The following is a 22,080-nucleotide window of genomic DNA, read 5'->3' as shown; positions in this document are numbered from 1 at the left end:
GACGGGCCCGTACGGGCGGGCGGATCTTCCTCCGGTCGGCACGCGGACCGGCGAACCCGCACCCGCTGCCACGTCATGCGCACACCAACGACCACGCCGGATCGACCGACGCAGCTAAGTGACACACGTTACGCCGATCTCTGCGAGCCGTCCGCGCAAGGGAGTGTCCCGAGTGTCTGGCCTGCGGAAATACCCCGACACGACGGATCGTCGCGCACATCGCCGCCGTCAGCCCGAGGCGCCCCCGGTGAAGTGCCAGGACGCCAGCCGCACCGAGGGCGCCGACCACCATGCACCGTCCACCCGATCCGGTTGACGCACCGCCCGCGCTCCCAGCCCGAGTACGGCCCCGGGCCCCAACGCCCGCGGGTACGACTCGGTGAACCGCAGGTCGCGGACCGCCCGCACGACAACGCCGTCCTCGATGAGCCAGACACCGTTGCGGGTCAACCCGGTGACGACCAGGCTCTTCGGGTCGAGCACCCGGGTGTACCAGAGGTCGCTGACCAGCAGCCCCCGGCGTACGCCGGTGACGAGTGCGGCGGTGTCCGCGTCGACGACCGCTCCGGCCGCCGCTCCGGTGGTGCTCCGGCCGGTCGCACTGGCCGGGCCGGCGGTCGCGCCGGACAGCCGCAGGTTGCGGGCCATCGGGCCCCAGGTGGCGCCACCGGCGACCGCGTGCCCGGTGGACTGGGTACCCGCGTCGGCCGCCGTCCGACGATCGTGGGCTACCGCTCGGGTGGTGCCCGCCTCGATGAGGGTCAGCGCCCCTCGCGCGGTGCCCTCCGCGTCGAACGGCAGGCCGGACGCGCCCAGCGGGTCGTCCACCAGGGTCACCGCCCGGTCGAACTGGGCCGCCCCCGGCTCGGCGAAGGACTGCCGCTCGGCGTACCGCTTGCCGTTGAAGCCGTAGAAGGACAGGTTCTGCAACAGGTCCGCCACGGCGGCCGGCTCGAACACCACCTCGTAGCGCCCCGGCGGCAGCTCGACCGGGTCGGCCGCCGCCTGCGCCTTGGCCGCGGCGTGCGCGCCCAGCTCGGCACCGTCGAGGTCGGAGAGCCGGTCGGCGGCGAACCGGGCCACCCCGTCCGCGCCCCCGCTGCGTGCGATGCCGTCCATCGCCGCCTCCGCCGAACTGCCGTACGCCGAGTGCCCGGCCGAGTTGGCGAACGCCGACGAGCGGTGCGCGGTGCGGCAGTAGCCAGCGGTGCTGAGGCCACCGGCGGCGGCCACGAACGCGCCAACCCGGTCGGCCCGCTGGTCCGGCTCGGCGTACGCGGTCGCCTCGTCCACGGGTGGCGCGGCCGGCACGGGCGTCGGCGCGGTCAGGCCCGGCCAGCCCGGATCCGGCGGGCAGAGACGCGCTGCCGCCAGGGTGCGTTCCACCAGCGCGCGCAGCCCGTCGGCGGCGACCACGCTGCCGCTGCCGGCGGCGGTCCGACCGTCGATGTGCAACCGCAGCCGAACCCCGACGGTCGACTCCGCGACGTTCTGGTGGATCGCCGAGTTGGCGAAGCGGGTCAGCGCCAGGTCCGCCCGGGTCACCACCACGTCGGCCTGCGCGCCCGGACCACCGAGGCGCCGAACCAGCTCGACGACCTGCCCGGCCAGCTCCAACTCGGTCATGCTGAGCCACCCTTCGTTCGCGACTGCGGGGCTCGCAAACCCGGCTCACTCCTCGCGCTCACTGAGCCGCCTTCCGTTCGCGACTGCGGGGCTCGCAAACCCGGCTCACTCCTCGCGCTCACGCTGAAACTCCCACCCGGACGTTGCGGAACCGGGCCGGCGCGGCCGGGTGACCGGTGTGGCCGATCTGGCCGGGCTGGCCCTTGCCGCAGTTGGGCGTGCCCCAGGAGACCGTCTCGCCGGAGAGCATGTCCATCGAGCGCCAGAACAGCGGGCCGATCCCGGTGTACGTGGGGTTGCGCAGCATCCGCCCCCGCCGCCCCTTCTTGATCTCCCAGCCGACCTCGCAGCCGAACTGGAAGTTGAGCCGCTTGTCGTCGATCGACCAGGACCGGTTGAGGTCCATCAGCACGCCGTCGTCGGTGGCCGCGATGATCTCCTCAAGGGTGTGCGGGCCGGGTTCCAGACCGACGTTGGTCATCCGCACCATCGGCAGTCGCGCCCACCCGTCGGCCCGTACGCTGCCGCCGTAGTCGAGGCTGGCCATGGCGGCGGAGTCCCGGCCCGCGAGCACCCCCACCCAGCGACCGTCACGGACCGCGTCCCGCTTGACCGCCGGGGAGCCCTCGTCGTCGAAGCCGAAGCTGCCCAGTGCGCCGGGGATCGTGGGGTCGATGGTGATGTTCATCAGCTCGGAGCCGTAGCGCAGCGAGCCGAGCTGCGCCAGATCCAGCCAGGACGTGCCGGCGAACGCCGCCTCCCAGCCGAGGATCCGGTCCAACTCGATGGCGTGCCCGACCGACTCGTGGATCTGGAGGGCCAACTGCTCGCCGCCGAGGATCAGATCCGTCTCGCCGGAGGGGCAGAGCGGCGCGGTGAGCAGCGCCCGGGACTCCTCGGCGATCTGCGCGGCGTGCGCGGCCAGGTCGAGCGACTCGACCAGCTCCCATCCGGTGGTGCCGTACTGCCCCCGGTAGCTCGGCCAGGACCGGCGCTGCGTCTCGCCGTCGCCAATCGAGGTGGCGGAGATACCACCGCCGCACTCGCGGATCCGCTGGTCGATCCGGTGGCCCTCACTGGAGACGAACCACTTCGAGGTGTCCCAGATCTGGTACAGCCCCTCGGCCAGGTCAGCGCCGTGCTCGGCCATCGTGCGGGTCGCGTCGACCAGCAGGTCGCCCTTGTTCGACAGGGGCACCCCGAGCGGGTCGATCTGGCAGCCGGAGGCCCAGCTCGCGGTGACCGCCTCGGCCGGAACCAGGTCGACCGGTGGGCCCGGCACACGCCCGCTCGCCATGGCGGTCCGCGTCGCGCGCCGGCCGGCGTCGCGGGCGGCGGTGTCCGAGAGATCGGGTACGGCGTAGAAGCCCCAACTCGCACCGACGAGCGCCCGGACGCCGATGCCGATGCTCTCGTCCTGGGTCAGCTCCTCCACGTCGCCGTTTCGCGCGGTCATCGACTCGTAGCGGCGGTGCATCACCCGCGCGTCGGCGTACCGGGCGCCCGCGTCGAGGGCGGCCTGGACGGCGGCGGTGGCCGCGTCGAACTCGGTCATGCGACCGACCCTAGGCCAGCAGCCCGACACCCGTCAGGGGACGAGGTCCTCCGGCCGAATGAGACTCCGTCGCCGCTCCCGCTCCGGCCTCGTCCCGCCGCGCTGCCCGCTTCGCTGGCCGCAAGATCACGCAACATCCTGGTTGTAGTGGCATCGGCGCGTCGGTGATGCCACTACATCCTGGTTCGAGCGTGACCTTGCCGGCGGTGGGCGCTCAACCCCGCTCCCGGTCTCTGGCGGACGGTGTCCGTCGTCAAGATCCGCGCAACATCGGGGATGTTGCTGTCTCTCGCATGTCGGAGGCAGCAACTTCGGGGAAGTTGCGTAGATCTGGGCGCGGGGCGCGGGGCGCGGGGCGCGGGGCGCGGGGCGCGGGGCGCGGGGCACGGGGCGCGAGATGAATGGGCGTGGATGGCGAGGTGACGGGGGTGCGGTGCCGATGCCGACTCGTTACGCTCGGGCCCGCTGACACGTGCCGACTTTGTAGCTTATTTTCACCCTCGGGACTTTCCTGTAAGTTCCCTTCGTCACTGAGGGAGGTGGCCGTGGACAGCTCGGAACCGTTGCCGTCCGGCGAACCGGACGACCGTCCCGCCGTGCCGGCACAGCGCTCCGACCAGGACGCCTACCTGCGGGTGCGTGACCTGCGGGTCCGGTTCGATACCGAGGACGGCGTGGTGCGCGCGGTCGACGGGGTGTCGTTCGCCGTCGAGCGGGGCCGCACCCTCGGCATCGTGGGTGAGTCCGGTTCCGGCAAGAGCGTCACCTCGCTGGCCATCCTCGGCCTGCACGACCCGAAGCGGACCACCATCACCGGAGAGATCTCCGTCGGCGGCCGGCAGGTGGTCGGCCTCGCCGACGAGGAGGTACGCCGGCTGCGCGGCCGGGACATGGCGATGATCTTCCAGGACCCACTGTCGGCGCTGCACCCCTACTACACGGTGGGCCGGCAGATCGCCGAGGCGTACCGGGTGCACCACCCGAAGGCCAACCGGCGCGAGGCCCGCCAGCGGGCGGTCGACATGCTGGACCGGGTCGGCATTCCGCAGCCGGCGCGCCGCTTCGACCAGTATCCGCACGAGTTCTCCGGTGGTATGCGCCAGCGGGCGATGATCGCGATGTCCCTGGTCAACGACCCGGCGCTGCTGATCGCCGACGAGCCGACCACCGCGCTGGACGTCACCGTGCAGGCGCAGATCCTGGACCTGCTCGCCGACCTCCAGGCCGAGTTCCACTCCGCGATCATCCTGATCACCCACGATCTCGGCGTGGTCGGCCAGGTCGCCGATGACGTGCTGGTCATGTACGGGGGTCGGGCCGTCGAGCGGGGCAGCGTCGAGCAGGTGCTCCGCTCGCCGCAGCACCCGTACACCTGGGGGTTGCTCTCCAGCGTGCCGTCGCTGCACGGCGACGCGGACGCGGACCTGGTGCCGATCCCCGGCAACCCGCCCAGCCTGATCAACCTGCCGCCCGGCTGCGCGTTCCACCCACGCTGCCGGTACGCGGACCGCGTCGGCAGCCGGTCGCGTACCGAGGTGCCGGAACTGCGGGCCGCCGGCGCGGACGGCCACCTGGTCGCGTGCCACCTGAGCGCCGAGGAACGCGCCGAGCGTTATGCCGAGGACGTCGCATCCGTGGGGGTGGCCCGATGACCGACGAACCGCTGTTGCGGGTACGCGGGCTGACCAAGCACTTCCCGGTCCGTCAGGGACTGCGCGCCACTGGCCTGGTGCGGGCGGTCGATGGTCTCGACTTCGACGTGCGCCCGGGCGAGACGCTCGGGTTGGTGGGGGAGTCGGGCTGCGGCAAGACCACCACCGGTCGGATGCTGGTGCGGCTGCTGGAGCCGACGAGCGGCAGCATCGAGTTCGCCGGGCGGGACATCACGCACGCCGGCCGCCGGGAGCTGCGTCCCCTGCGTCAGGAACTCCAGATCATCTTCCAGGACCCGTACGCCTCGTTGAACCCCCGGCACACCGTCGGGCGGATCGTGGCGATGCCGTTGCAGGTCAACGGAATCAAGCCGCCGGGTGGCGTGAAGGCCCGGGTGCAGGAGCTGCTGGAGCTGGTCGGGTTGAACCCGGAGCACTACAACCGCTACCCGCACGAGTTCTCCGGCGGTCAACGTCAGCGCATCGGCATCGCCCGCGCGCTGGCCCTGCGGCCCAAGCTGATCGTCGCCGACGAGCCGGTCTCCGCTCTGGACGTCTCGATCCAGGCGCAGGTCGTCAACCTGCTGCGCAACCTGCAACGGGAGCTGGGCCTGGCGTTCGTGTTCATCGCGCACGACCTGGCGGTGATCCGGCACTTCAGCCAGCGGGTGGCGGTCATGTACCTGGGTCGGATCGTGGAGATCGGCGACCGGGCGGACATCTACGAACGCCCCCAGCACCCGTACACCCGGGCGCTGCTCTCGGCGATCCCGGACGTCACCCAGCTCGGCCCGGCGGGTCGGATCCGGCTGACCGGTGACGTGCCGACCCCGCTCGACCCGCCGTCGGGCTGCCGGTTCCGTACCCGCTGCTGGAAGGCGCAGGACGTCTGCGCCACCGAGGAGCCCGCGCTGGTTCCGCGCGACGGTGGTCGGCAGGCCACCGCGTGTCACTTCCCCGAAGGGGAAGCGGCCAGCACGAGCCCCGAACGGGAAGAGCCCAGCACGGGCCCCGAAGGGGAAGCGGCCAGCACGAGCCCGGAGGTCGCGGGGCCGATCACCCAGCTCGTCGAGGAGGTGCCGTCGTGAGCCTGTCCCCGGTGGAGGGTGTGGCGCTGGACGAGATCGAGTCCGACCCGGACGCGACCACGCCTGCGGCGAAGGGCGTCGTCGGCCGCTCACCCGGTCAGCTCGCCTGGCTGCGACTGCGTCGTGACCGGACGGCCGTGGTCAGCGGCGTACTCCTGGTCTTCTTCCTGCTGTTGGGCCTGTCTGCCCCGCTGATCGAGATGGCCTACGGGATCGGGCCGCGTGAGCAGTTCCAGAACCTGCTGGACGGCTTCGGAATGCCACTGGGCTATGCCGGTGGGGTCAGCGGGGAGCACTGGTTCGGTCTGGAGCCGGGGCTGGGCCGGGACATCTTCATCCGGTTGATCTACGGGTTGCGGACGTCGCTGTTCATCGCGTTCGCGGCGGCCCTGATCACCGCGACGATCGGGGTCGTGCTGGGCGCGCTCGCCGGCTACCTCGGCGGCTGGCTCGACGCGGTGATCAACTGGATCACCGACCTGACCCTGGCCATGCCCTTCCTGATCATCGCGCTGGCGCTCACCCCCACCATCACGCTGCGCTTCTACGGTGAGCGGGGGCAGGTGTCGTCGGCCTTCGGGGTGGGCGTGCTGATCGCCGTCTTCGCCATCTTCGGCTGGACCAGCACGGCCCGCCTGGTGCGAGGGCAGGTGATCGCGCTGCGCGAGCGGGAGTTCGTGGAGGCGGCCAGGGCCAGCGGTGCCGGGCTGGGGCACATGCTCTTCCGGCAACTGCTGCCGAACATCTGGGCGCCGATCCTGGTGTCGTTCTCCCTGGCGGTGCCGCAGTTCATCACCAGCGAGGCGGCGCTGTCGTTCATCGGCGTCGGCCTCAGCGACGAGACGCCCAGCTTCGGCCGAATGATCTACCGCAGTCTGGACTTCCTCCAGACCGACCCGGCGTACGTGTTCTTCCCGGGCATCATGATCTTCGCGCTGGTGTTCGCCTTCAACCTCTTCGGCGACGCGTTGCGGGACGCGCTCGACCCGAAGTCGTCCCGGTAGGGGTCAAATCATGGCGCGATTTCTGATCAAGCGGCTCTTCTCGGCCACGCTGACCCTGTTCGCGGTGAGTGTGCTGACCTTCCTGATGTTCTTCGCCCTGCCGCGCGACCCGGTGAGCAGCATCTGCTCGAAGAACTGCAACCCGGAGCGGCTGGAGCGGGTCCGCGACGACCTGGGTCTCAACGACCCCCTGATCAGCCAGTACGCCGGTTACATGAAGGGCATCGTCACCGGTCGCGACCTGGGCAGCGCCCAGGGTGGCCGGTGTGACGCGCCCTGCCTGGGCTGGTCGTACGTCACCAACGAGGCCGTCTCGGACACCATCGCCCGGGTGCTGCCGGTGACGCTGAGCATCGTGATCCCGGCGGCGATCCTCTGGTTGCTGCTCGGGGTCGGCCTCGGCATGGTCTCCGCGTTGCGTCGCGGCACCTGGCTGGACCGCCTGGCCATCGGCTTCTCGCTGACCGGCGCGTCGTTGCAGCTCTACTTCGTGGGCGCGGTGCTGCTGCTCGTCTTCGTCTACAACCTGCGGTTGCTGCCGGTGCCGAGCTACACGTCCCTCTTCGACAATCCGGCGAAGTGGGCCAGTGGGCTGGTGCTCGCCTGGGTGGCGCTGGCCTTCCTCTTCTCGGCGATCTACGCCCGGCTGTCGCGCGCGCAGATGCTGGAGACGCTGTCCGAGGACTTCGTCCGGACCGCGCGGGCCAAGGGCCTGGCCAAACCCAAGGTGTACGGGAGACACGCGCTGCGCGCGGCGATCACCCCGGTGGTGACCATCGCGGGGCTGGACGTGGGCGGTGCGCTGGGAGGCACGGTGATCACCGAGACGACGTTCGGCATCCAGGGGTTGGGGCGTACGGCGGTGGACGCGGTGCGTGCGGGTGACCTGCCCACGATCATGGCCACGGTGCTGATTGCGGCGGTCTTCGTGGTGCTGGCGAACGTGCTGGTGGACCTGCTCTACGCGGCCATCGACCCGCGGGTGCGGTTGCGCTGAGCCGGGCCGCCGTACAGCGCGTGGCCGGTGGCGAAATTTATCGACAACTGTTACACAACTCGTAGGTTTTCTTCCTTACGATCCTCGGGACGTCGGCGGTTCTCGCCCCGACGAAACGCACGGCACATGGGTGAAGGGGGTACTTCATGAGACCACGCGTGGTGGCTGCCGCAGGCGGCGCGATCGCTCTGGTTGTGGCACTGGGTGCGTGCTCGAAGAACACGGGCGAGGGCACCGCGGTGGACACCGACCGGAAGCAGACCGGGGTCATCGCGACCGACCCCAAGGACTCGCAGGGCCCGGCGGCCGAGGTGAGCGGTGCGGTGAAGGGCGGCACCTTCACCATCATCCGGGAGTCGCCGATCTCCCACCTCGACCCGCAGCGGACGTACTCGTTCGCCGGTCTGATGACCAACCCGCTCTTCGCGCGCTACCTGACCACCTGGAAGGACGACGGCAAGGGCGGCCTGGTCCTCGTCGGTGACCTGGCCGAGACGCCGGGCAAGAACGTCAACAACGACTGCAAGGTCTGGGAATTCACCGTCAAGGACGGGGTCAAGTTCGAGGACGGCCGGCCGATCACCTCCAAGGAGATCGCGTACGGCATCGCCCGTTCCTTCGACCCGGACCTCTCCGGTGGCCCGACCTACATCCAGGAGTGGTTGGCCGACACCCCGCAGTTCGACACCAAGTGGGACTTCAAGAAGAACAAGACGTCGCTGCCGCCCGGCCTCTCCACGCCGGACGCCAAGACGCTGCGCTTCGAGTTCGCCAAGCCCCGCTGTGACCTGCCGTTCGCGGTCTCGCTGCCGACCACCGCGCCGTTGCCCGCCGACAAGGACACCGGCGTCGACCTGGACAAGCAGCCGTTCTCGTCCGGGCCGTACAAGGTCGCCAAGAACCAGGTCGGCGTGCAGATCACCCTGGACCGCAACACCAACTGGGACCCGAACACCGACCCGGTCCGGCACCAGTACCCGGACCAGTTCGTGTGGAGCTTCGGCCCGACCGCGGACGCCGCCAACAACCGGGTGATCGCCGACAACGGCGCCGACCAGAGCGCGCTCGCCTTCAACACCGTGCCCGCCTCGCTGGTCGCCAAGGTCGCCGGGGACGCCGCCCTCAAGTCGCGGACGATCCTCTCGCCGACCCCGAGCGCCAACCAGCTCGTCATCAACAACCAGCGGGTCACGGACCTGAAGGTCCGCCAGGCGTTGAACTACGCCATCGACCGTGAGGGCTTCATCAAGGCGATGGGCGGGCAGACCGTCGCCGCACCGCTGACCACCCTGATGCCGTCGGCCACCATCGGCTACAAGGCGTACGACGCGTACCCGGCGGGCGCCAACGGCAACCTGGACAAGGCCAAGGAGCTGCTCGGCGGAAAGACGCCGGAGCTGGTCCTCGGTGTCGCCGACAACTCGACCGAGCAGCAGCAGGGCGCCCAGCTCAAGGCCAACCTGGAGCGGGCCGGCTTCAAGATCACGCTGCGGAACATCTCCGACGACGCGAAGCTCGACGAGATCAAGAAGAAGGACAACCCCTGGGACCTGTACATCGGTAACTGGGCGGCGGACTGGCCCAGCGGGGCGTCGATCCTGCCGGTGCTCTACGACGGCCGCACCATCAAGGCCGAGGGCAACAGCAACCAGTCCTACTTCAACGACCCGACGATCAACGCCGAGATGGACCGCATCCAGGCCATGCCCGCCGCCGACCAGGGCCCGGAGTGGGCCAAGCTCGACGAGCGGATCATGAAGGAGCACGCGCCGGTGGTGCCGCTCTTCGTGGACGTGGCCTACAACGTGCACGGGTCCAAGGCCGGCGGGGTGTTCATCTCCAGCGTCTTCGGCTACCCGTCGTTCGTGAACGCGTACGCCAAGCCGTAGTTCGCGCCGTAAGCCAGAAGGGTCCCCTCCCGACAACGTCGTCGGGAGGGGACCCTTCCGCTTCTGCGGAGCAGCTCACTGGTCGAGCGTGCATTGCGGCAGACGTGCACAGCGGTCATGGTCTTGGCGCAACACTCGCCCGAAGGGGGCATCGCGCCAGGCCCGATGCTTCGTCGGATGCCTATTTCTGCTAGTTGCCAAAGAGGTGCTGTACGTCTGCATCGCTCAGCAGACCCTGGTACGCACCGACGTCGTCGACCCGCCCGTAGAGCCATTCGGCCGGTCCTTCTGGCGTGGTCGAACGGCCGACGAGCAGGGAGCCACTCGCCTGTCGGGGCTGCCAGGCCTCGTTCAGTCCGACCGCCGCGGCGAGCGACCCGTCCAGGTAGAGCCGCGCCTGGCGGTTCGTGGCGTCGACGGCGGCGACGAGGTGGTGCCAGCCGTCGACGGCGGTCGCGGGCGTGGTCGCGTAGGTGGTCGCGGCGGCGTCGGCCCCGGCGGCGACTGCGAACTCCCACTGGCCGCCGTTGTCCGGCTCGTACGCCAGCCGGAAGGCGCTGCGGTCCCCGTCGTCCTGCGAAACGACCGTCTGCGCGCCCTCCGCCGGGTCGAGCCGCACCCAGGTCGACACGGTGAACGATTGGTCGGTGCGGAGGACCGGTCCGTCCTGCCACACCGGGTTCCCCGGCTCGCCCAGGTTGGTCTGACTACGGGCGTACTCCCGGGTCGCCTCGCCGTAGTGCGGATCCGACGGGTCGTCGATCCAGTGGGTGTCGTCAAGCGCCAGAGCGTTGTTTCCCCGACGGGGGTCGAACACGACGTCGGTGCCCTTGGTGAGTGTGAGCTGGCGGTCGAAGGCGGTCGAGTCCGGTGCCGAACAGAGTGTCAGGTCGAGGAGGTTTTCCTCGTAGCACAGGATTGCATTGTCGAAGCTCCAGTCACCGACTCGCCGTGCATCCAGCAGGCCCGACATATTGAAGCCGCCGGACGCCGGATCGGAGGCCAGCCAGCCGGTGAAGTCCTGGTCGACCAACACCCGGTCGTACACGTGGACGCTGGCCAGGTTGCCCTGCCACCAGGTGGTGTCACCGCGGCCCAGCCGGACCGGTCCGGACGAATCGTTGACCGCGGCCACATTTCCCGCCGTCGCCTCGGCGACTCCGTTCACAAAGATGGTCACGGTCCGTGTGGTCGCGTCGCGCACAACCGCCAGGTGCGTCCAGAGTCCGATCTGAGGCGCTGACGTCGAACGGGCGACCGACCACTTTGCGCCCTTGCCGATCTTCGATGGCATCTGGACCTGCCACCGATTGCTGGCCCTGTCGTAGCCGACCGAGAGGGAAGCCCGACCGGAGGCGCCGGCCTTGCTAACGAAAGTCCGGCTGGTAGAGGTGTCGGTGAGCCTCACCCAGGCGGCGAGAGAGAAGGTGTCGGCCGTGTTCAGGGCCGATGGCGACGCGGACAGATGCGACGATGTCCCGTCGAAGGCCACCGTTTGGCCGCCGACCATCAGGGCGTCGTCCTGCCAGGAGATGTCGGAGCCGACCAACGGGGTGTCGCCGCCGAGCGCGGGCTGCTGGTCGGCCAGCCCCTGCGCCTGGCTTATCCCCGGGAACGCCTCCAGCCCCCACATCGCCGTTGCCCCTCGGGGTGGGTTGACATTGGTGGAGAGAGGTGGCTTCGCGCTCGCCGCGGTGGCACCGGCAAGGGACAGCGACGCGGCGACGCACGCCACGCCTAGGCGCAGCACGGCTTTACGGGCGGATCCCCGGGCCGGGACTGTCGAGAGACTGTTGGTAGTCATTGAACCTTCCCCGTGAGAACTGTCAGGCGGGACCGGCGAGGGAACTCACACCAATTCGCCTGATCGCCGGGACAGTGTCACAGGGTGATGGAGACGCCGCGACCCCAAGATCGTCGCTGGGCACTGACCCGCTGGATTGCACCGTGGTACCTGGCTCCCCGGTAGTAGCCGGAGGGATCGGTTTGCTCCACCCGAGGCCGCCGAGTTGCCCGTCCGCGCCGAAGCCATCGAGCGGGCACACTTGTGAGGGCACGACGGCGTCAGAGGGGGCTTGGATGCGCTGCGGCAAGTGGAAGGGCGCCGTTCTGGGCACGGTGGCGGTCCTGGCCGCGATGCTGTTCACCGGCTGCGAAGCGGGCGGTCAAACAAAGCCGAAGCCGGTGGACGGGTCGATGAAGGAGGTGCTCAAGGAGTACCAGCCCCACTTCGAGCAGCGGCGCGCGGCACTCACCGCAGCGGCAGCGAAAGTGCCCGAGAAGGGCATTGGCAAGGCATCGTGTGCCCGGACGCTGGACCCGCGGCCGGAGTTCACCTGGTTCGACCACACCTACCGGGCTCTGGACAGCTACAACAGCCCGGACAAGGGCGGAAACGTCGACATCGTGGCGACGACCGAGGCCGGTGTGCCAGAGCAGACAGTGGACAATCCCGGGTCGACCCTCGACAGGTTCGCCGTGCCGCCGGGCTGGCTCGTCCGCGGCCTGTGGATCACCGGCCCGCAGGGACCACTCGGCACCAACGAATTCAAGGTGACCAGCCAGTACGGCTACGAGCCATATCTCGGGGTCGAGAAGGACCCGGTCCAGCGGCTCCGGAAGATCCTCGACCTCGGGCTGCACAAGCGCTACATGCTGCTGTACCGCGTAACGACCTTCACCTTCCCCGACGCCGAGGGCCAGGACATTGTTCGGGCCGACGTGTTCCTCGCCGACCTGGAGAAGGGTGACCTGCCCTGCCAGTTGATCGCCGACGGCTCTCGCTACGGCACGAGCGGTGGACCGGTGGGCTGGGCCTCACTCACCCCGTACGAAGACATGCAGACCAGCTTTCAGATCGACGTCAGCGACAAGCTCAGGGCCATGACCCGCCCCTGACTCCCGACGCGGCTGACCAGGCGGCTCCGGCCGCCGGCAAGCACGCGCCGGTGGTGCCGCTCTTCGTCGACGTTTCCCCGGCAGCGCCTCAAACGGTAGGGGTGACCGCATGGCCGAGATGGGGGCCAGCGTCAGTGCGTTCCAACCCTGAGCAGGACAGGCTCGAGGCTGATCGCATTCGTGTCTGGAGGAACTCATGTCAGGTGCAGAGGGCTTTGTCAGTCGACGCGCTGTGCTTCGTGGCGCTGCCGTCGGCGTAGTGGGAGCCGGGCTGGCGTCGGCCCAGGCGGCGTACGCCGGCAACAAGTCGGTTGCTGGCCCGCTGGGCGCGGATGCGGTGGACGCCGTGGCCTCTGGGCTGGACCGTGACCTGATCGAGTTGCGCCGTGACATCCACCGGCACCCGGAGGCCCCGGGCCAGGAGCAGCGGACCGCTGAGGTGGTGGCCCAGCGACTTCGCGCGGCCGGCCTCGACGTCACCACGGGTGTCGGCGGCCATGGGGTCGTGGGAGTCCTCAGTGGTGCCCGTCGTGGCCGGACGGTCGCCTACCGCTCGGACATGGACGCGGTACCGCCGAGCGATCAGGTGGGAGGTGGCACGCAGGCGGCTCACCTGTGTGGGCACGACATGCACACGGCTGTGGGCGTGGGTGTCGCGGAGGTGCTGGCGCGCCTGCGCAACCGGCTCGCGGGCAGGGTGGTGTTCGTTTTCCAGCCCGCCGAGGAGACGCTCACCGGTGCCGCCGCGATGCTCGACGATGGCGTGTTCGCCAGACTCCGTCCAGCAGAGATCCATGCCCTGCACTGCGGTCCTTTCCCGGTCGGCCAGTTCGTTGTCACGCCCGGGTTCGGACTTCCTGGCCAGGACCGCGGCGTCATCACGCTTGCGGGGCGTGATGCGACGGCGCGGGCGCGACGGCTCGCCGCCGAGATCGGCGGGCTCAGCACCGTGTCCCGCCCAGCGACCTCCGAGGACCTCGAACGGCTCGTGGCCGACATCCAGACACCTGACGGGCCGTTGGCCGAGTTCGTCTTCATGCAGGCCCAGGTAACCGAAGGCGAAGGCCGGGCTGAGGTGCGGTTGTCGTACCGTTGCTGGCCGGAGGACCGGCACACTGCCATCCGCGAGGACATCCGTCGGCTCGCTAGCTCCGACGGCCAGGCATCGGTGGCGTTCCCGAACGACCCGTTTCCCGCCATGGTCTGTCCCGAGCGGGAGGGCCAGGCCCTGAAGCGGTACCTCCGACAGGCAGCAGGGCGCGACCGGGTGCGGACGTTGCACGCCGCGATCCCGTTCAGCGGCGAGGACTTCGCGCTGTTCCTGGACCGGCTTCCTGGCACGTACACCTTCCTCGGCGTGCGTGCGCCCGGCGCCGCCATCGAAACGAGTTATCCGCACTTCGGCGCCTTCGACCCGGACGAGCGGGCCATCGGCCACGGTGTCCGCGCGATGGCGGGTTGGCTCGCTCGGCGCACCCGCTAGCCGGCGCACCGGCCGCGCCGTGAATCGGTAATCAGGAAGCCGGCACGGCGGACGCGCGCAGTGCCGCGGCCAGCCACTCGAACGGAAACCGCTCCGGCGGCACGTCGTTCACGGTGGAGACCAGCTCCATGTACCGGTCGAACGGTCCCTCCGGCGGCGTGCGGTCCCACTCCGCGCCCCTCAGCATGTGGTCGGCCGCCTGGATCCGAAACTCGGGCGTGTCCGGGATCCCGGGGCTGTCCGGTGTCGCGAAGATGCCGGTCAGCCACCCGATCCACTGGTCGGCGATCTCCCGGCCCCGGGGCGAGTCCGGCGGCACCTGCTCGCACGCCGCGTCCATCACCGGTCGACCGATCGCCGCGCCCGCTTCCAGGGTGTCCAGCATCGGCGACGAGGTCATCAGTGGACCGGCCCCGGTGGTGCACGCCTCGTGCAACTCACGGCGTACGGCCTGCCGGACCTCGGTGTCCCGGACCAGCTCGGCCAGCTCGATCCACGCCTCCAACTGGGCCGCGGTGGGATGGTCGGGCAGCTCCGGCCGGGCCGCCCGCCACCACTCGACCATCCGCTCCGGCGGCTCCCAGCCGGCGGAAACCTCGGTCCAGAACTCGTCGATCAGCCGGTCGCGTTCCTCATCCGACAGGCCAACCAGCTTGTGCATCAGCGTGACCTGCTCGGCGGTGGAGTCCTGCCGCAGGATGGCCGACAGCACCGCACGACGGCTGCGCAGCCGTGCCTCCTGCCGTTCCAGCAGGGCCAGGTGGGTGGCGGCCAGCTCGTGCAGTGTCGCCTCGCCGGCCAGTACCCGCCGGATCTCGTCCAGGCCGGCGTCGAGTTCCCGCAGCGTCCGGACCAGTTCCAGCCGGGCGATTGCCGACACGTCGTACAGGCGGTGGCCGGCCGGGGTGCTGGCGGCCGGCGTGACGACACCGGCGTCCGCGTAGTACCGCACGGCGCTGACGCTCAGGCCGGTCCGCCGGGCGACGTCCCCGATGGCGTACAACTCGTTTCTGTCCACGACGCCCACTATGCGATCTCAAGCGGCTTGAGATACAAGCCCCTCGGCGCTGCCCGTGGCCGCGTCGGAGCCGGCAGAGCGCGGCAGAACCACCGCCTGTGCGGCGATGACGCGGTCGCCGTCGAAGGTCAGGGCCGGCGACCCGTACAGCTGATAGCCCTGATCGAGAAGCGCGCTGACGCGGGCGCAGAATTCGGCGTCATCCGGTCCGGTGATGAGGCGGTAGCCGAGCGGCTCAGAGAAATCCGACATCGCAGCATTGTCCGTGCCGCGGTGCCGTAAGTCACGTGACGACCACCACCGTTCCTGAGCGGGGATTGCGCAGGAACGGGGCGTCGTCGTGGTCACTCGCTTCGATACGATGCGGCGGTGGGCATTGACACGATTCGCCGCCGGCCGCTAGACCGTCTCGCCGAACTACCGTGGGCCCTCTGGTTCGGCCTCCACGTTCTGCTCTACCTCGGGGTGTGGCTGGCGGGATATGTCGTCTACGCGTTCATCGATGTGACTCCGGGCGTGGGTATCGCCGAAAACCTGCTGTTGATAACCATCGGCGTCATGTTCCTTTTCCCGCTGTGGGCGCTCCTGAGCGTCGCCGGCACCGTATGCCTGGGAGTGCTGCGTCTGCTGTCCGACGTTCGCTGGTACTGGTTCAGGCTGGCCGCGATCCTGCTCTTCGCCGTGCCGTTTCCGCTGTTCGTGTTCAGCACCTACGGTCTGCGGATGGCTCTGCCCGTAGCGGGTGCCCAGCTGGTGACGGCACTGCTCATTGTGCAGCCCCGGAATAATCCAGGCGGATGGGCAAACCGGAATCCCGCCACGGCGGACCACCTCTGACAGCAGATCGGGCCGGCTCGCGCTCCTCGACGATCGGGCGGCGGACCTGCCGAGCCGCCCCTGCGTTCAGGAACGGCCGATGGAGCGGTCGAGGAAGTCGTGGATCATCGGCGCGGCGACGTCGAGTTTGTCTTCCAGCAGGAAGTGGCCGGTGTCGAGCAGGTGGAACTCTGCCGATGGCAGGTCGCGCCGGTAGGGGTGGGCACCATCGGGCGGAAAGACGATGTCGTTCTGGCCCCAGATGACCAGCGTCGGTGGCTGGTGGTCCCGGAAGAACGCCTGGAATTCCGGGTACAACGCGACGTTGCTGCCGTAGTCGTAGAACAGATCCAGTTGGATGTCCGCGTTGCCGGGGCGGGCGAGCTGCGTGTCGTCGTGGGTCCACGTGTCGGGGTCGAGCCGGGTGAGGTCGTGCACCCCCTGCGTGTACTGCAACTTCACCGTTTCGGGCTTGAGGATGAACGCGATGGCCTGGCGGCGCTCGTCGGTCTTCTCCGCCCAGTAGGCCTTGATCGGGTCCCAGAAGTCGCTCAGACCCTCCTCGTACGCGTTGCCGTTCTGCACGATGAGCGCGCTGACCCGCTCGGGCCCCTTGAGGGCCAGCCGATATCCGGTCGGTGCCCCGTAGTCGAAGCAGTAGAGCGCGTAGCGATCCACGCCGAGCTGGCCCATCAGGCCGTCCATCAGGTCGGCGAAGTTGGCGAAGGTGTAGTCGAACGTCGAGCGGTCCGGGCTGGCGCTGTGGCCGAAACCCGGAAAGTCCGGTGCGATCACCCGGTAGCGGTCCGCGAGTAGAGGGATCAGATGGCGAAACTGCGAGGACGACGTGGGAAATCCGTGCAGCAGCAGGACCACCGGGCCATCGGCCGGTCCGGCCTCACGGTAGAAGATGTCGATCCCGTTCACCGTCGCCGTGCGGAAGTGCGTGACCGGAAGTTCCCCTTCCTGGACGGCTGCGGCCGCAGGCTTCTGCGCGATGCCAACCATGCTGGAGTCCTTTCGGCATGAGGGAAAGCGGTGCCGCGCCGAGGAATCGCGCTGCCGGTCCCGCCTCGGTCAGCATGGCATTCGGCAAAGTGCCCGGTGTGCCGAACTCACTTATCGAATCCCGCTTACAGCAAATGGGTACGCAGGAAATCCAGCTCCAGCGGGAGCAGCCGCTCGGCGGTGCCGTTCGCCGCCATGTGGGTGGCACCCGTCAGCGGCAGCACGGCGTGCGGGCGGCCGGTGCTCAGCAGGGCCGCGGAAAGCCGCAGCGTGTGCGCCGCCACCACGTTGTCGTCGGCCATACCGTGCACCAGCAGCAAGGGGCGGGCCTGGTCCGGGCCGGTGACCGGTTCGGCCGCCAACTCGACCAGCGAATGGTGCGCGTAGACGTCCGTGCCGTCCTCCGGCAACCCCAGATAACGCTCGGTGTACGCGGTGTCGTACAGCGCCCAGTCGGTCACCGGGGCACCCGCGATCCCGCAGCGGAACAGCTCCGGGTGACGCAGCACCGCCAACCCGGCCAGCCACCCCCCGAACGACCAGCCGCGCACACCCACCCGACCCAGGTCCAGGTCGGGGTGCTTACCGGCGAGTGCGGTCAACGCGTCGATCTGGTCGGTCAGGATCACGTCGGCCACCCGACGGTGGATCGCCTTCTCGAACGACGGGGCCACTCCCGGCGTACCCCGGTTGTCGATGGTGACCACCGCGAACCCGGCGTCGGCCCACCACTGCCGCTCCAACCACGCGGCCCGCGCCGCCACGACCTCCTGGTGCCCCGGGCCGCCGTAGATGTCCAGCAGCACCGGCAGCCGCCGGCCCGTCACGTGGTTGTCCGGGTAGAGGACCGCCGCCGGCAGCCGCCGGTCGGTCACCCGTTCCAGCAGCGGCAGCGGAGAGTACGGCGGAGTCGCGGCGAACGACCGCAGCTCGGCGATCTCCTGGTCGCCGCGACGCACCGTCCAGCGCACCCCGGCATGGTCCAGCGACGCGACACCGATCGCCAGCACGTCCCCGCCGACGGCCGCGGTGTACCAGCCGGAGTCGGTGGTGAGCCGGCGCGCGTCCACCCCGCCGCCGATGGTCGTGCGGACCCGGAACAGGTGCCGCTCGCTGGGCTCGCCGTCGCTCGCCTCCACCAGCAGGTCCGCCGGGCCGCTGACCGCCGGCAGCCGACCCACCACCCGCCGTACGTACAGCGACGGCGGGGTGAGCAGGGTGCCGTCGGCGAACAGGCACCGTGCGTCGTACCCGTCGTGCGCCAACTCCCCGCCGACCAGCACGCGGCCGTCCGGCAGGTGCGCCGGGGTGCCGGCGATCGGCTCCACCCAGCGCGGGTCGGCCAGCTCCGCGTGCACCTGCGTCTCGCCCGTGCGGGGATCCACCGCCAGCACCAGCCCGTGCTGCTGCGAGCGGCGCAGCACGGTGATCAACGGGCTGCCCTCGACCCAGCTGACCGCGGTCAGGTACGGGTAGGTCTCCCGGTCCCAGTGCACGTCGACCCAGCCGTCGTCCAGGTCCAGCAGGTGCAGGCTGACCTCGGCGTTCGGCCCACCGGCCCGGGGGTACGCGACGGCGGTCGGGAGACTGGCCGGCTGGGCCGGGTCGTGCAGGTGCCAGCGTTCCAGGCGGGACTCGTCGACCCGGGCGGCGAGCACCATGCGCCCGTCCGGAGACCACCAGTAGCCCCGGAACCGGCCGAACTCCTCCGCCGCGATGTGCTCGGCCAACCCCCAGCTCACCCCGGCGTCCTCGCCGGCCAGCAGGGTGTCGGTGCCGTCCTCGTCGATCACCCGCAACTCGCCCCGGCGCACACCCTCGGCCGCGTCGGTCACGTATGCCAGGCGCTGCCCGCCCGGGTCCGGACGAGGGTCGAGCACCGGGCCGACGGTGGCCACCTCCACCACGTCGCCGTGCACCAGATCGGCCCGGAACAACCGCCCCGCCAGCGCGAAGACCGCAATCCGGCCGGGGGCGTCCAACGCGTACGAGCCGATGCCCGCGGCGCTGAGCCGCAGCCGCTCCCGCAGCGCGCGCTCACCGGGGGAGAGTGACCGGACGTCGCCGCCCTCACCGAGCAGCGTTGCCGGATCGGCGACCAGGCGCTCCTCGGCGGTGGCCACGTCCAGCAGCCAGAGCGCGTCCGCCGGGTCCTCCGGCCCGGCGGAGCGCAGAAAGATCACTCGGGAGCCGTCGTCAGCCACGGAGACAGCGCGTGGTGCGCCGTGGCTGAACCGGCGGGTGCGGGCGGCCAGCTCCGGAAAGTCCACAGACCAAATCGTAGAGCCGGACCGGAGGTGATGTGGCCGACCTGGGCGGACGCGTCCGCGTCGGTCGGAGCAGAACCGCCGGTTAGAGTGACCGTCGTGACGATGCTGCCCGACCGCCGCCTGCTGCTGGTCCACGCGCACCCCGACGACGAGTCGATCGGCACCGGCTCGACGATGGCCCACTACGCCGCGACCGGCGCCCACGTCACGCTGGTGACCTGCACCCTCGGCGAGGAGGGCGAGATCCACACGCCCGCGCTGGCCCAGCTCGCCGCCGCCGAGGCTGACCAGCTCGGCGGGTACCGGATCGTCGAGCTGGCCGCCGCGTGCGCCGCGCTCGGCGTCAGCGACCACCGCTTCCTCGGCGGTGCCGGCCGCTACCGCGACTCGGGAATGATGGGGCTCGCGACGAACGAGCACCCCCGCGCCTTCTGGCAGGCCGACCTCGACGAGGCCGCCGGGCATCTCGTGGAGATCATGCGAGAGGTACGCCCGCAGGTGCTCGTCACGTACGACCCGAACGGCTTCTACGGCCACCCCGACCACATCCAGGCGCACCGGGTGTCGATGCGTGCCGTCGAACTGGCCGCCGCCGAGGGCTGCGCCCCGCTCAAGGTCTACTGGACGGCCATGCCGCTCAGCGTGCTGGAGGCCGGCATGGCGCACTTCGCCGAGTCCGCCGACAACCCGTTCGGCGGCATCGAGGACATCGCCGACCTGCCCTTCGGCACCCCGGACGCCCAGATCGCCGCCCGGATCGACGGCACCGACCAGCACCTGGCGAAGGAAACCGCGATGCGGGCGCACGCCACCCAGATCCCGGCCAACTCCTGGCTCTACTCGATCGCCGGCAACTTCGGCGGTGAGTTCATGGGCGTGGAATTCTTCACCCTCGCGGTCGGCGAGAAGGGCCCGGGCGCCGGCCCGTACGGCTGGGAGGACGACCTCTTCGCCGGGCTGCCCGAGGAAACCGTCCCGGGCCGGTCCGCGGTCGGGGCTGGCTCGGATCGGTCTGCGGTCGGGGCTGGCTCGGATCGGTCTGCGGTCGGGGCTGGCCCGGATCGGTCTGCGGTCGGGGCTGGATCTGACCGGTCCTCGGTCGGAGCCGCGCCGGACCGGTCCTCGGTCGCGGCGGCTGGTCTTCGGTGACCCTGCCCGCGTCGATGACGGTTCTGGACGATCAGGCCACCCCGCCTCCGGCGGGGCCGCCGCCGCGACTGCTGGACCTCGGCCTGCGGGTGGTCGGCGCGATCGTCGTGGTGCTCGCCGGAGTGCTGACCGGGGTGCTGGAGTTGCTGCTCGCCACCGTCCGCGTCGGTGGGCAGCTGATCGGCGTGTCGGCCGTCCTCGCCGTCGGCGCCAACATCGTGCTGAGCTGGTTCGCGTACGAGGCGGTCGGCCGCAGGTGGGCGGTGGCGCTACCGGCGGTGCCCTGGTTCGCGCTGATGGCGGTGGCCGCCATCCGGACCACCGAAGGTGACCTCCTGCTGTCCGGCGACAACTGGGTCGGTCTGGCGATGATCGTCGCCGGGGCCATGACCTTCGCGGTGATGGGCTTCCGGCAGATCCTCGCCCCGCCCGCCACGCTCGGCGACTGATGACGCCACCCAGGTAAGGGTGGTAGATATTCCTGCCAGGGAAGCGGGCCCCGCGACGGGGCGTACGGCAGGAGGTCCTTCCATGGACAGACGGTGGCGTGACGTCGGGGTGCTCGTTGCAGCACTGTTCGCGGTCAACGTGGTCGCCCGGCTGATCATCCGGTTCGGTTTCGAGGGTGACGACACCGCCGCAGACCGGGTGTCACTGGCGATGTTCGCGGTGATCGGGTTGATCGTGGCCGTGGCCGCCTTCCGCTGGGCTCGTCGTCGACCACTGGCGGACTGGGGAGCCGACATGGCCCTCGTCGTACTGGTGGCGATGCTGTTGACCGTGCTGGTCGGACCCCTGCTGATCGGTCACAACCCGTTCGCCGGCGGCGCGGCGACGTTCTTCGCCCAGATCTGGCTCTACCTGCTTGCCGCCGGCGCCGGGGTGCTGGTCGGCTACCTGCTGCTCACCGCGCTCGGACGGGACTACCGCTCGCAGCAGCTCAAGCGGTACGCCGAGGTCAAGGCCGCGAAGCCCCGCCGCGTCGTACGCCGCTGACCCTGCCGCCTCGCGCGCCAGGCCGGGCGTACGCCTGCCCGACCTGCTTGGCCGGCCCAGGTTTGGGCCTTGATCGACTCGCGCTGGCCAGGCGGCGTGCGCCTGCTCGGCCGGCCCAGGTGTGGGCCTTGATCGACTCGTGCTGGCCAGGTGGCCTGCGCCTGCTCGGCCGGCCCGGTGCGCACCTTGATCGACTCGGGTTTCGCGAAAGTCGCGGTGTCCGGGCTTTGATCGACTCGGGTTTCCGGAAGTCGTGGTCTCCGAGGCATGCGGATGCCGCGATTTCCTGAAAGCCGAGTGGATCAGCGCGGCGGCCAGTGCAGGCGAGCGCGGCGGCCAGTGCAGGCGAGCGCGGCGGCCAGTGCAGGTCCGAGCTGGTCCCCGCAGCGGTTGGTGCCGGCCAGTGACGCTGGCACCAGTCGGGCTGCTGGTCAGAGGTGCATCCTGGCCGAGTTGTGGAGCTGTGCGCGCCTTGATCGACTCGGGTTTCGCGAAAGTCGCGGTGTCCGGGCCTTGATCGACTCGGGTTTCCGGAAGTCGTGGTCTCCGAGGCGTGCGGATGCCGCGATTTCCTGAAAGCCGAGTCGATCAGCGCCTCCGCCGACCCGTCGACCCGCCGACCCGCCGACCC

Annotated in this window: 19 protein-coding genes; 11 read left to right on the top strand and 8 right to left on the bottom strand. The window is 70.2% G+C overall.

What is annotated here, in order from left to right; genetic code table 11:
- Nucleotides 1–228: 228 nt before the first annotated feature.
- Together LADH09A_RS10195 and LADH09A_RS10190 are read right to left on the bottom strand one after the other, a co-directional pair.
- The gene (locus tag LADH09A_RS10195) at nt 229–1,626 is read right to left on the bottom strand and encodes a TldD/PmbA family protein (protein ID WP_238644637.1); all 1,398 of its coding nucleotides are present in this window, start codon (nt 1,624–1,626) and stop codon (nt 229–231) included.
- A gap of 118 nt (nt 1,627–1,744) precedes the next feature.
- Nucleotides 1,745–3,181: a TldD/PmbA family protein gene (locus LADH09A_RS10190; protein ID WP_238644636.1), complete on the bottom strand. Its 1,437-nt coding sequence runs from the start codon at nt 3,179–3,181 to the stop codon at nt 1,745–1,747.
- Nucleotides 3,182–3,777: 596 nt separating this feature from the next.
- On the opposite strand from LADH09A_RS10190, the gene LADH09A_RS10185 reads away from it, so the two are divergent.
- The 5 genes from LADH09A_RS10185 (at nt 3,778) to LADH09A_RS10165 (ending at nt 9,811) form a co-directional block, all read left to right on the top strand.
- A complete protein-coding gene (locus LADH09A_RS10185) occupies nt 3,778–4,833 on the top strand; it encodes an ABC transporter ATP-binding protein (RefSeq protein WP_238644752.1) in 1,056 nt (351 codons plus the stop codon).
- Nucleotides 4,830–5,921: an ABC transporter ATP-binding protein gene (locus LADH09A_RS10180; RefSeq protein WP_238644635.1), complete on the top strand. Its 1,092-nt coding sequence runs from the start codon at nt 4,830–4,832 to the stop codon at nt 5,919–5,921. The genes LADH09A_RS10185 and LADH09A_RS10180 overlap by 4 nt, the downstream gene beginning before the upstream one ends.
- Nucleotides 5,918–6,925: an ABC transporter permease gene (locus tag LADH09A_RS10175; RefSeq protein ID WP_238644634.1), complete on the top strand. Its 1,008-nt coding sequence runs from the start codon at nt 5,918–5,920 to the stop codon at nt 6,923–6,925. Before LADH09A_RS10180 ends, LADH09A_RS10175 begins: the two co-directional genes overlap by 4 nt.
- Nucleotides 6,926–6,935: 10 nt before the next feature.
- Entirely contained in the window at nt 6,936–7,922 is a 987-nt protein-coding gene (locus tag LADH09A_RS10170) for an ABC transporter permease (protein WP_238644633.1), read from the top strand.
- A gap of 146 nt (nt 7,923–8,068) precedes the next feature.
- Complete coding sequence (locus LADH09A_RS10165; RefSeq protein ID WP_238644632.1) at nt 8,069–9,811, top strand: ABC transporter substrate-binding protein; 1,743 nt, start codon at nt 8,069–8,071, stop codon at nt 9,809–9,811.
- Nucleotides 9,812–10,001: 190 nt separating this feature from the next.
- Here LADH09A_RS10165 and LADH09A_RS10160 read toward each other — a convergent pair whose 3' ends face one another.
- Nucleotides 10,002–11,546: a laminin G domain-containing protein gene (locus tag LADH09A_RS10160; protein WP_238644631.1), complete on the bottom strand. Its 1,545-nt coding sequence runs from the start codon at nt 11,544–11,546 to the stop codon at nt 10,002–10,004.
- Nucleotides 11,547–11,890: 344 nt separating this feature from the next.
- On the opposite strand from LADH09A_RS10160, the gene LADH09A_RS10155 reads away from it, so the two are divergent.
- Complete coding sequence (locus LADH09A_RS10155) at nt 11,891–12,709, top strand: hypothetical protein (RefSeq protein WP_238644630.1); 819 nt, start codon at nt 11,891–11,893, stop codon at nt 12,707–12,709.
- A gap of 199 nt (nt 12,710–12,908) precedes the next feature.
- Here LADH09A_RS10155 and LADH09A_RS10150 read toward each other — a convergent pair whose 3' ends face one another.
- Nucleotides 12,909–13,208 carry a hypothetical protein gene (locus LADH09A_RS10150; RefSeq protein ID WP_238644629.1) on the bottom strand — a complete coding sequence of 100 codons (300 nt, stop codon included), beginning with the start codon at nt 13,206–13,208 and terminating at the stop codon, nt 12,909–12,911.
- Nucleotides 13,209–13,268: 60 nt separating this feature from the next.
- Between LADH09A_RS10150 and LADH09A_RS10145 the strand changes: the two genes are divergently transcribed.
- Nucleotides 13,269–14,192: a M20/M25/M40 family metallo-hydrolase gene (locus LADH09A_RS10145; RefSeq protein ID WP_238644628.1), complete on the top strand. Its 924-nt coding sequence runs from the start codon at nt 13,269–13,271 to the stop codon at nt 14,190–14,192.
- A gap of 31 nt (nt 14,193–14,223) precedes the next feature.
- Here the strand turns inward: LADH09A_RS10145 and LADH09A_RS10140 are convergent, their stop codons facing one another.
- Both LADH09A_RS10140 and LADH09A_RS10135 read right to left on the bottom strand, forming a co-directional pair.
- Nucleotides 14,224–15,210, bottom strand: a complete 987-nt coding sequence (locus LADH09A_RS10140) for a MerR family transcriptional regulator (protein WP_238644627.1) — start codon at nt 15,208–15,210, stop codon at nt 14,224–14,226.
- Between the two features lie 18 nt (nt 15,211–15,228).
- Entirely contained in the window at nt 15,229–15,462 is a 234-nt protein-coding gene (locus LADH09A_RS10135) for a DUF1737 domain-containing protein (RefSeq protein ID WP_238644626.1), read from the bottom strand.
- Nucleotides 15,463–15,579: 117 nt separating this feature from the next.
- Between LADH09A_RS10135 and LADH09A_RS10130 the strand changes: the two genes are divergently transcribed.
- The gene (locus LADH09A_RS10130) at nt 15,580–16,047 is read left to right on the top strand and encodes a hypothetical protein (protein WP_238644625.1); all 468 of its coding nucleotides are present in this window, start codon (nt 15,580–15,582) and stop codon (nt 16,045–16,047) included.
- A gap of 66 nt (nt 16,048–16,113) precedes the next feature.
- Here the strand turns inward: LADH09A_RS10130 and LADH09A_RS10125 are convergent, their stop codons facing one another.
- Nucleotides 16,114–17,034, bottom strand: a complete 921-nt coding sequence (locus LADH09A_RS10125) for an alpha/beta fold hydrolase (RefSeq protein WP_238644624.1) — start codon at nt 17,032–17,034, stop codon at nt 16,114–16,116.
- 125 nt (nt 17,035–17,159) lie between these two features.
- Nucleotides 17,160–19,304 carry a S9 family peptidase gene (locus LADH09A_RS10120; protein ID WP_238644623.1) on the bottom strand — a complete coding sequence of 715 codons (2,145 nt, stop codon included), beginning with the start codon at nt 19,302–19,304 and terminating at the stop codon, nt 17,160–17,162.
- 87 nt (nt 19,305–19,391) lie between these two features.
- Between LADH09A_RS10120 and mshB the strand changes: the two genes are divergently transcribed.
- The 3 genes from mshB to LADH09A_RS10105 all read left to right on the top strand — a co-directional run bounded on the left by mshB (nt 19,392) and on the right by LADH09A_RS10105 (nt 21,449).
- Nucleotides 19,392–20,453, top strand: coding sequence for an N-acetyl-1-D-myo-inositol-2-amino-2-deoxy-alpha-D-glucopyranoside deacetylase (gene mshB / locus LADH09A_RS10115; RefSeq protein WP_238644622.1), 1,062 nt, complete (start codon nt 19,392–19,394; stop codon nt 20,451–20,453).
- A 14-nt stretch (nt 20,454–20,467) separates the two neighbouring features.
- Nucleotides 20,468–20,902 (top strand): hypothetical protein, encoded by a 435-nt coding sequence (locus LADH09A_RS10110; protein WP_238644621.1) that lies wholly within the window; start codon nt 20,468–20,470, stop codon nt 20,900–20,902.
- An 82-nt stretch (nt 20,903–20,984) separates the two neighbouring features.
- On the top strand, nt 20,985–21,449 hold the full coding sequence (locus LADH09A_RS10105; protein WP_238644620.1) for a hypothetical protein: 465 nt from the start codon (nt 20,985–20,987) through the stop codon (nt 21,447–21,449).
- Nucleotides 21,450–22,080 lie beyond the last annotated feature (631 nt).

It is taken from the genome of Micromonospora cabrerizensis (assembly GCF_022230955.1).
Taxonomy (GTDB): domain Bacteria; phylum Actinomycetota; class Actinomycetes; order Mycobacteriales; family Micromonosporaceae; genus Micromonospora; species Micromonospora cabrerizensis.
This window is presented reverse-complemented; position numbering and strand designations above follow the sequence as displayed.

Coding starts and splice junctions, on each gene's coding strand:
- LADH09A_RS10195 (WP_238644637.1), bottom strand. CDS start 1,626: ATGACCGAGTTGGAGCTGGCCGGGCAGGTCGTCGAGCTGGTTCGGCGC.
- LADH09A_RS10190 (WP_238644636.1), bottom strand. CDS start 3,181: ATGACCGAGTTCGACGCGGCCACCGCCGCCGTCCAGGCCGCCCTCGAC.
- LADH09A_RS10180 (WP_238644635.1), top strand. CDS start 4,830: ATGACCGACGAACCGCTGTTGCGGGTACGCGGGCTGACCAAGCACTTC.
- LADH09A_RS10170 (WP_238644633.1), top strand. CDS start 6,936: ATGGCGCGATTTCTGATCAAGCGGCTCTTCTCGGCCACGCTGACCCTG.
- LADH09A_RS10165 (WP_238644632.1), top strand. CDS start 8,069: ATGAGACCACGCGTGGTGGCTGCCGCAGGCGGCGCGATCGCTCTGGTT.
- LADH09A_RS10155 (WP_238644630.1), top strand. CDS start 11,891: ATGCGCTGCGGCAAGTGGAAGGGCGCCGTTCTGGGCACGGTGGCGGTC.
- LADH09A_RS10150 (WP_238644629.1), bottom strand. CDS start 13,208: ATGGCCGCCGACACCCGTGGTGACGTCGAGGCCGGCCGCGCGAAGTCG.
- LADH09A_RS10145 (WP_238644628.1), top strand. CDS start 13,269: ATGGACGCGGTACCGCCGAGCGATCAGGTGGGAGGTGGCACGCAGGCG.
- LADH09A_RS10135 (WP_238644626.1), bottom strand. CDS start 15,462: ATGTCGGATTTCTCTGAGCCGCTCGGCTACCGCCTCATCACCGGACCG.
- LADH09A_RS10125 (WP_238644624.1), bottom strand. CDS start 17,034: ATGGTTGGCATCGCGCAGAAGCCTGCGGCCGCAGCCGTCCAGGAAGGG.
- LADH09A_RS10110 (WP_238644621.1), top strand. CDS start 20,468: ATGACGGTTCTGGACGATCAGGCCACCCCGCCTCCGGCGGGGCCGCCG.
- LADH09A_RS10105 (WP_238644620.1), top strand. CDS start 20,985: ATGGACAGACGGTGGCGTGACGTCGGGGTGCTCGTTGCAGCACTGTTC.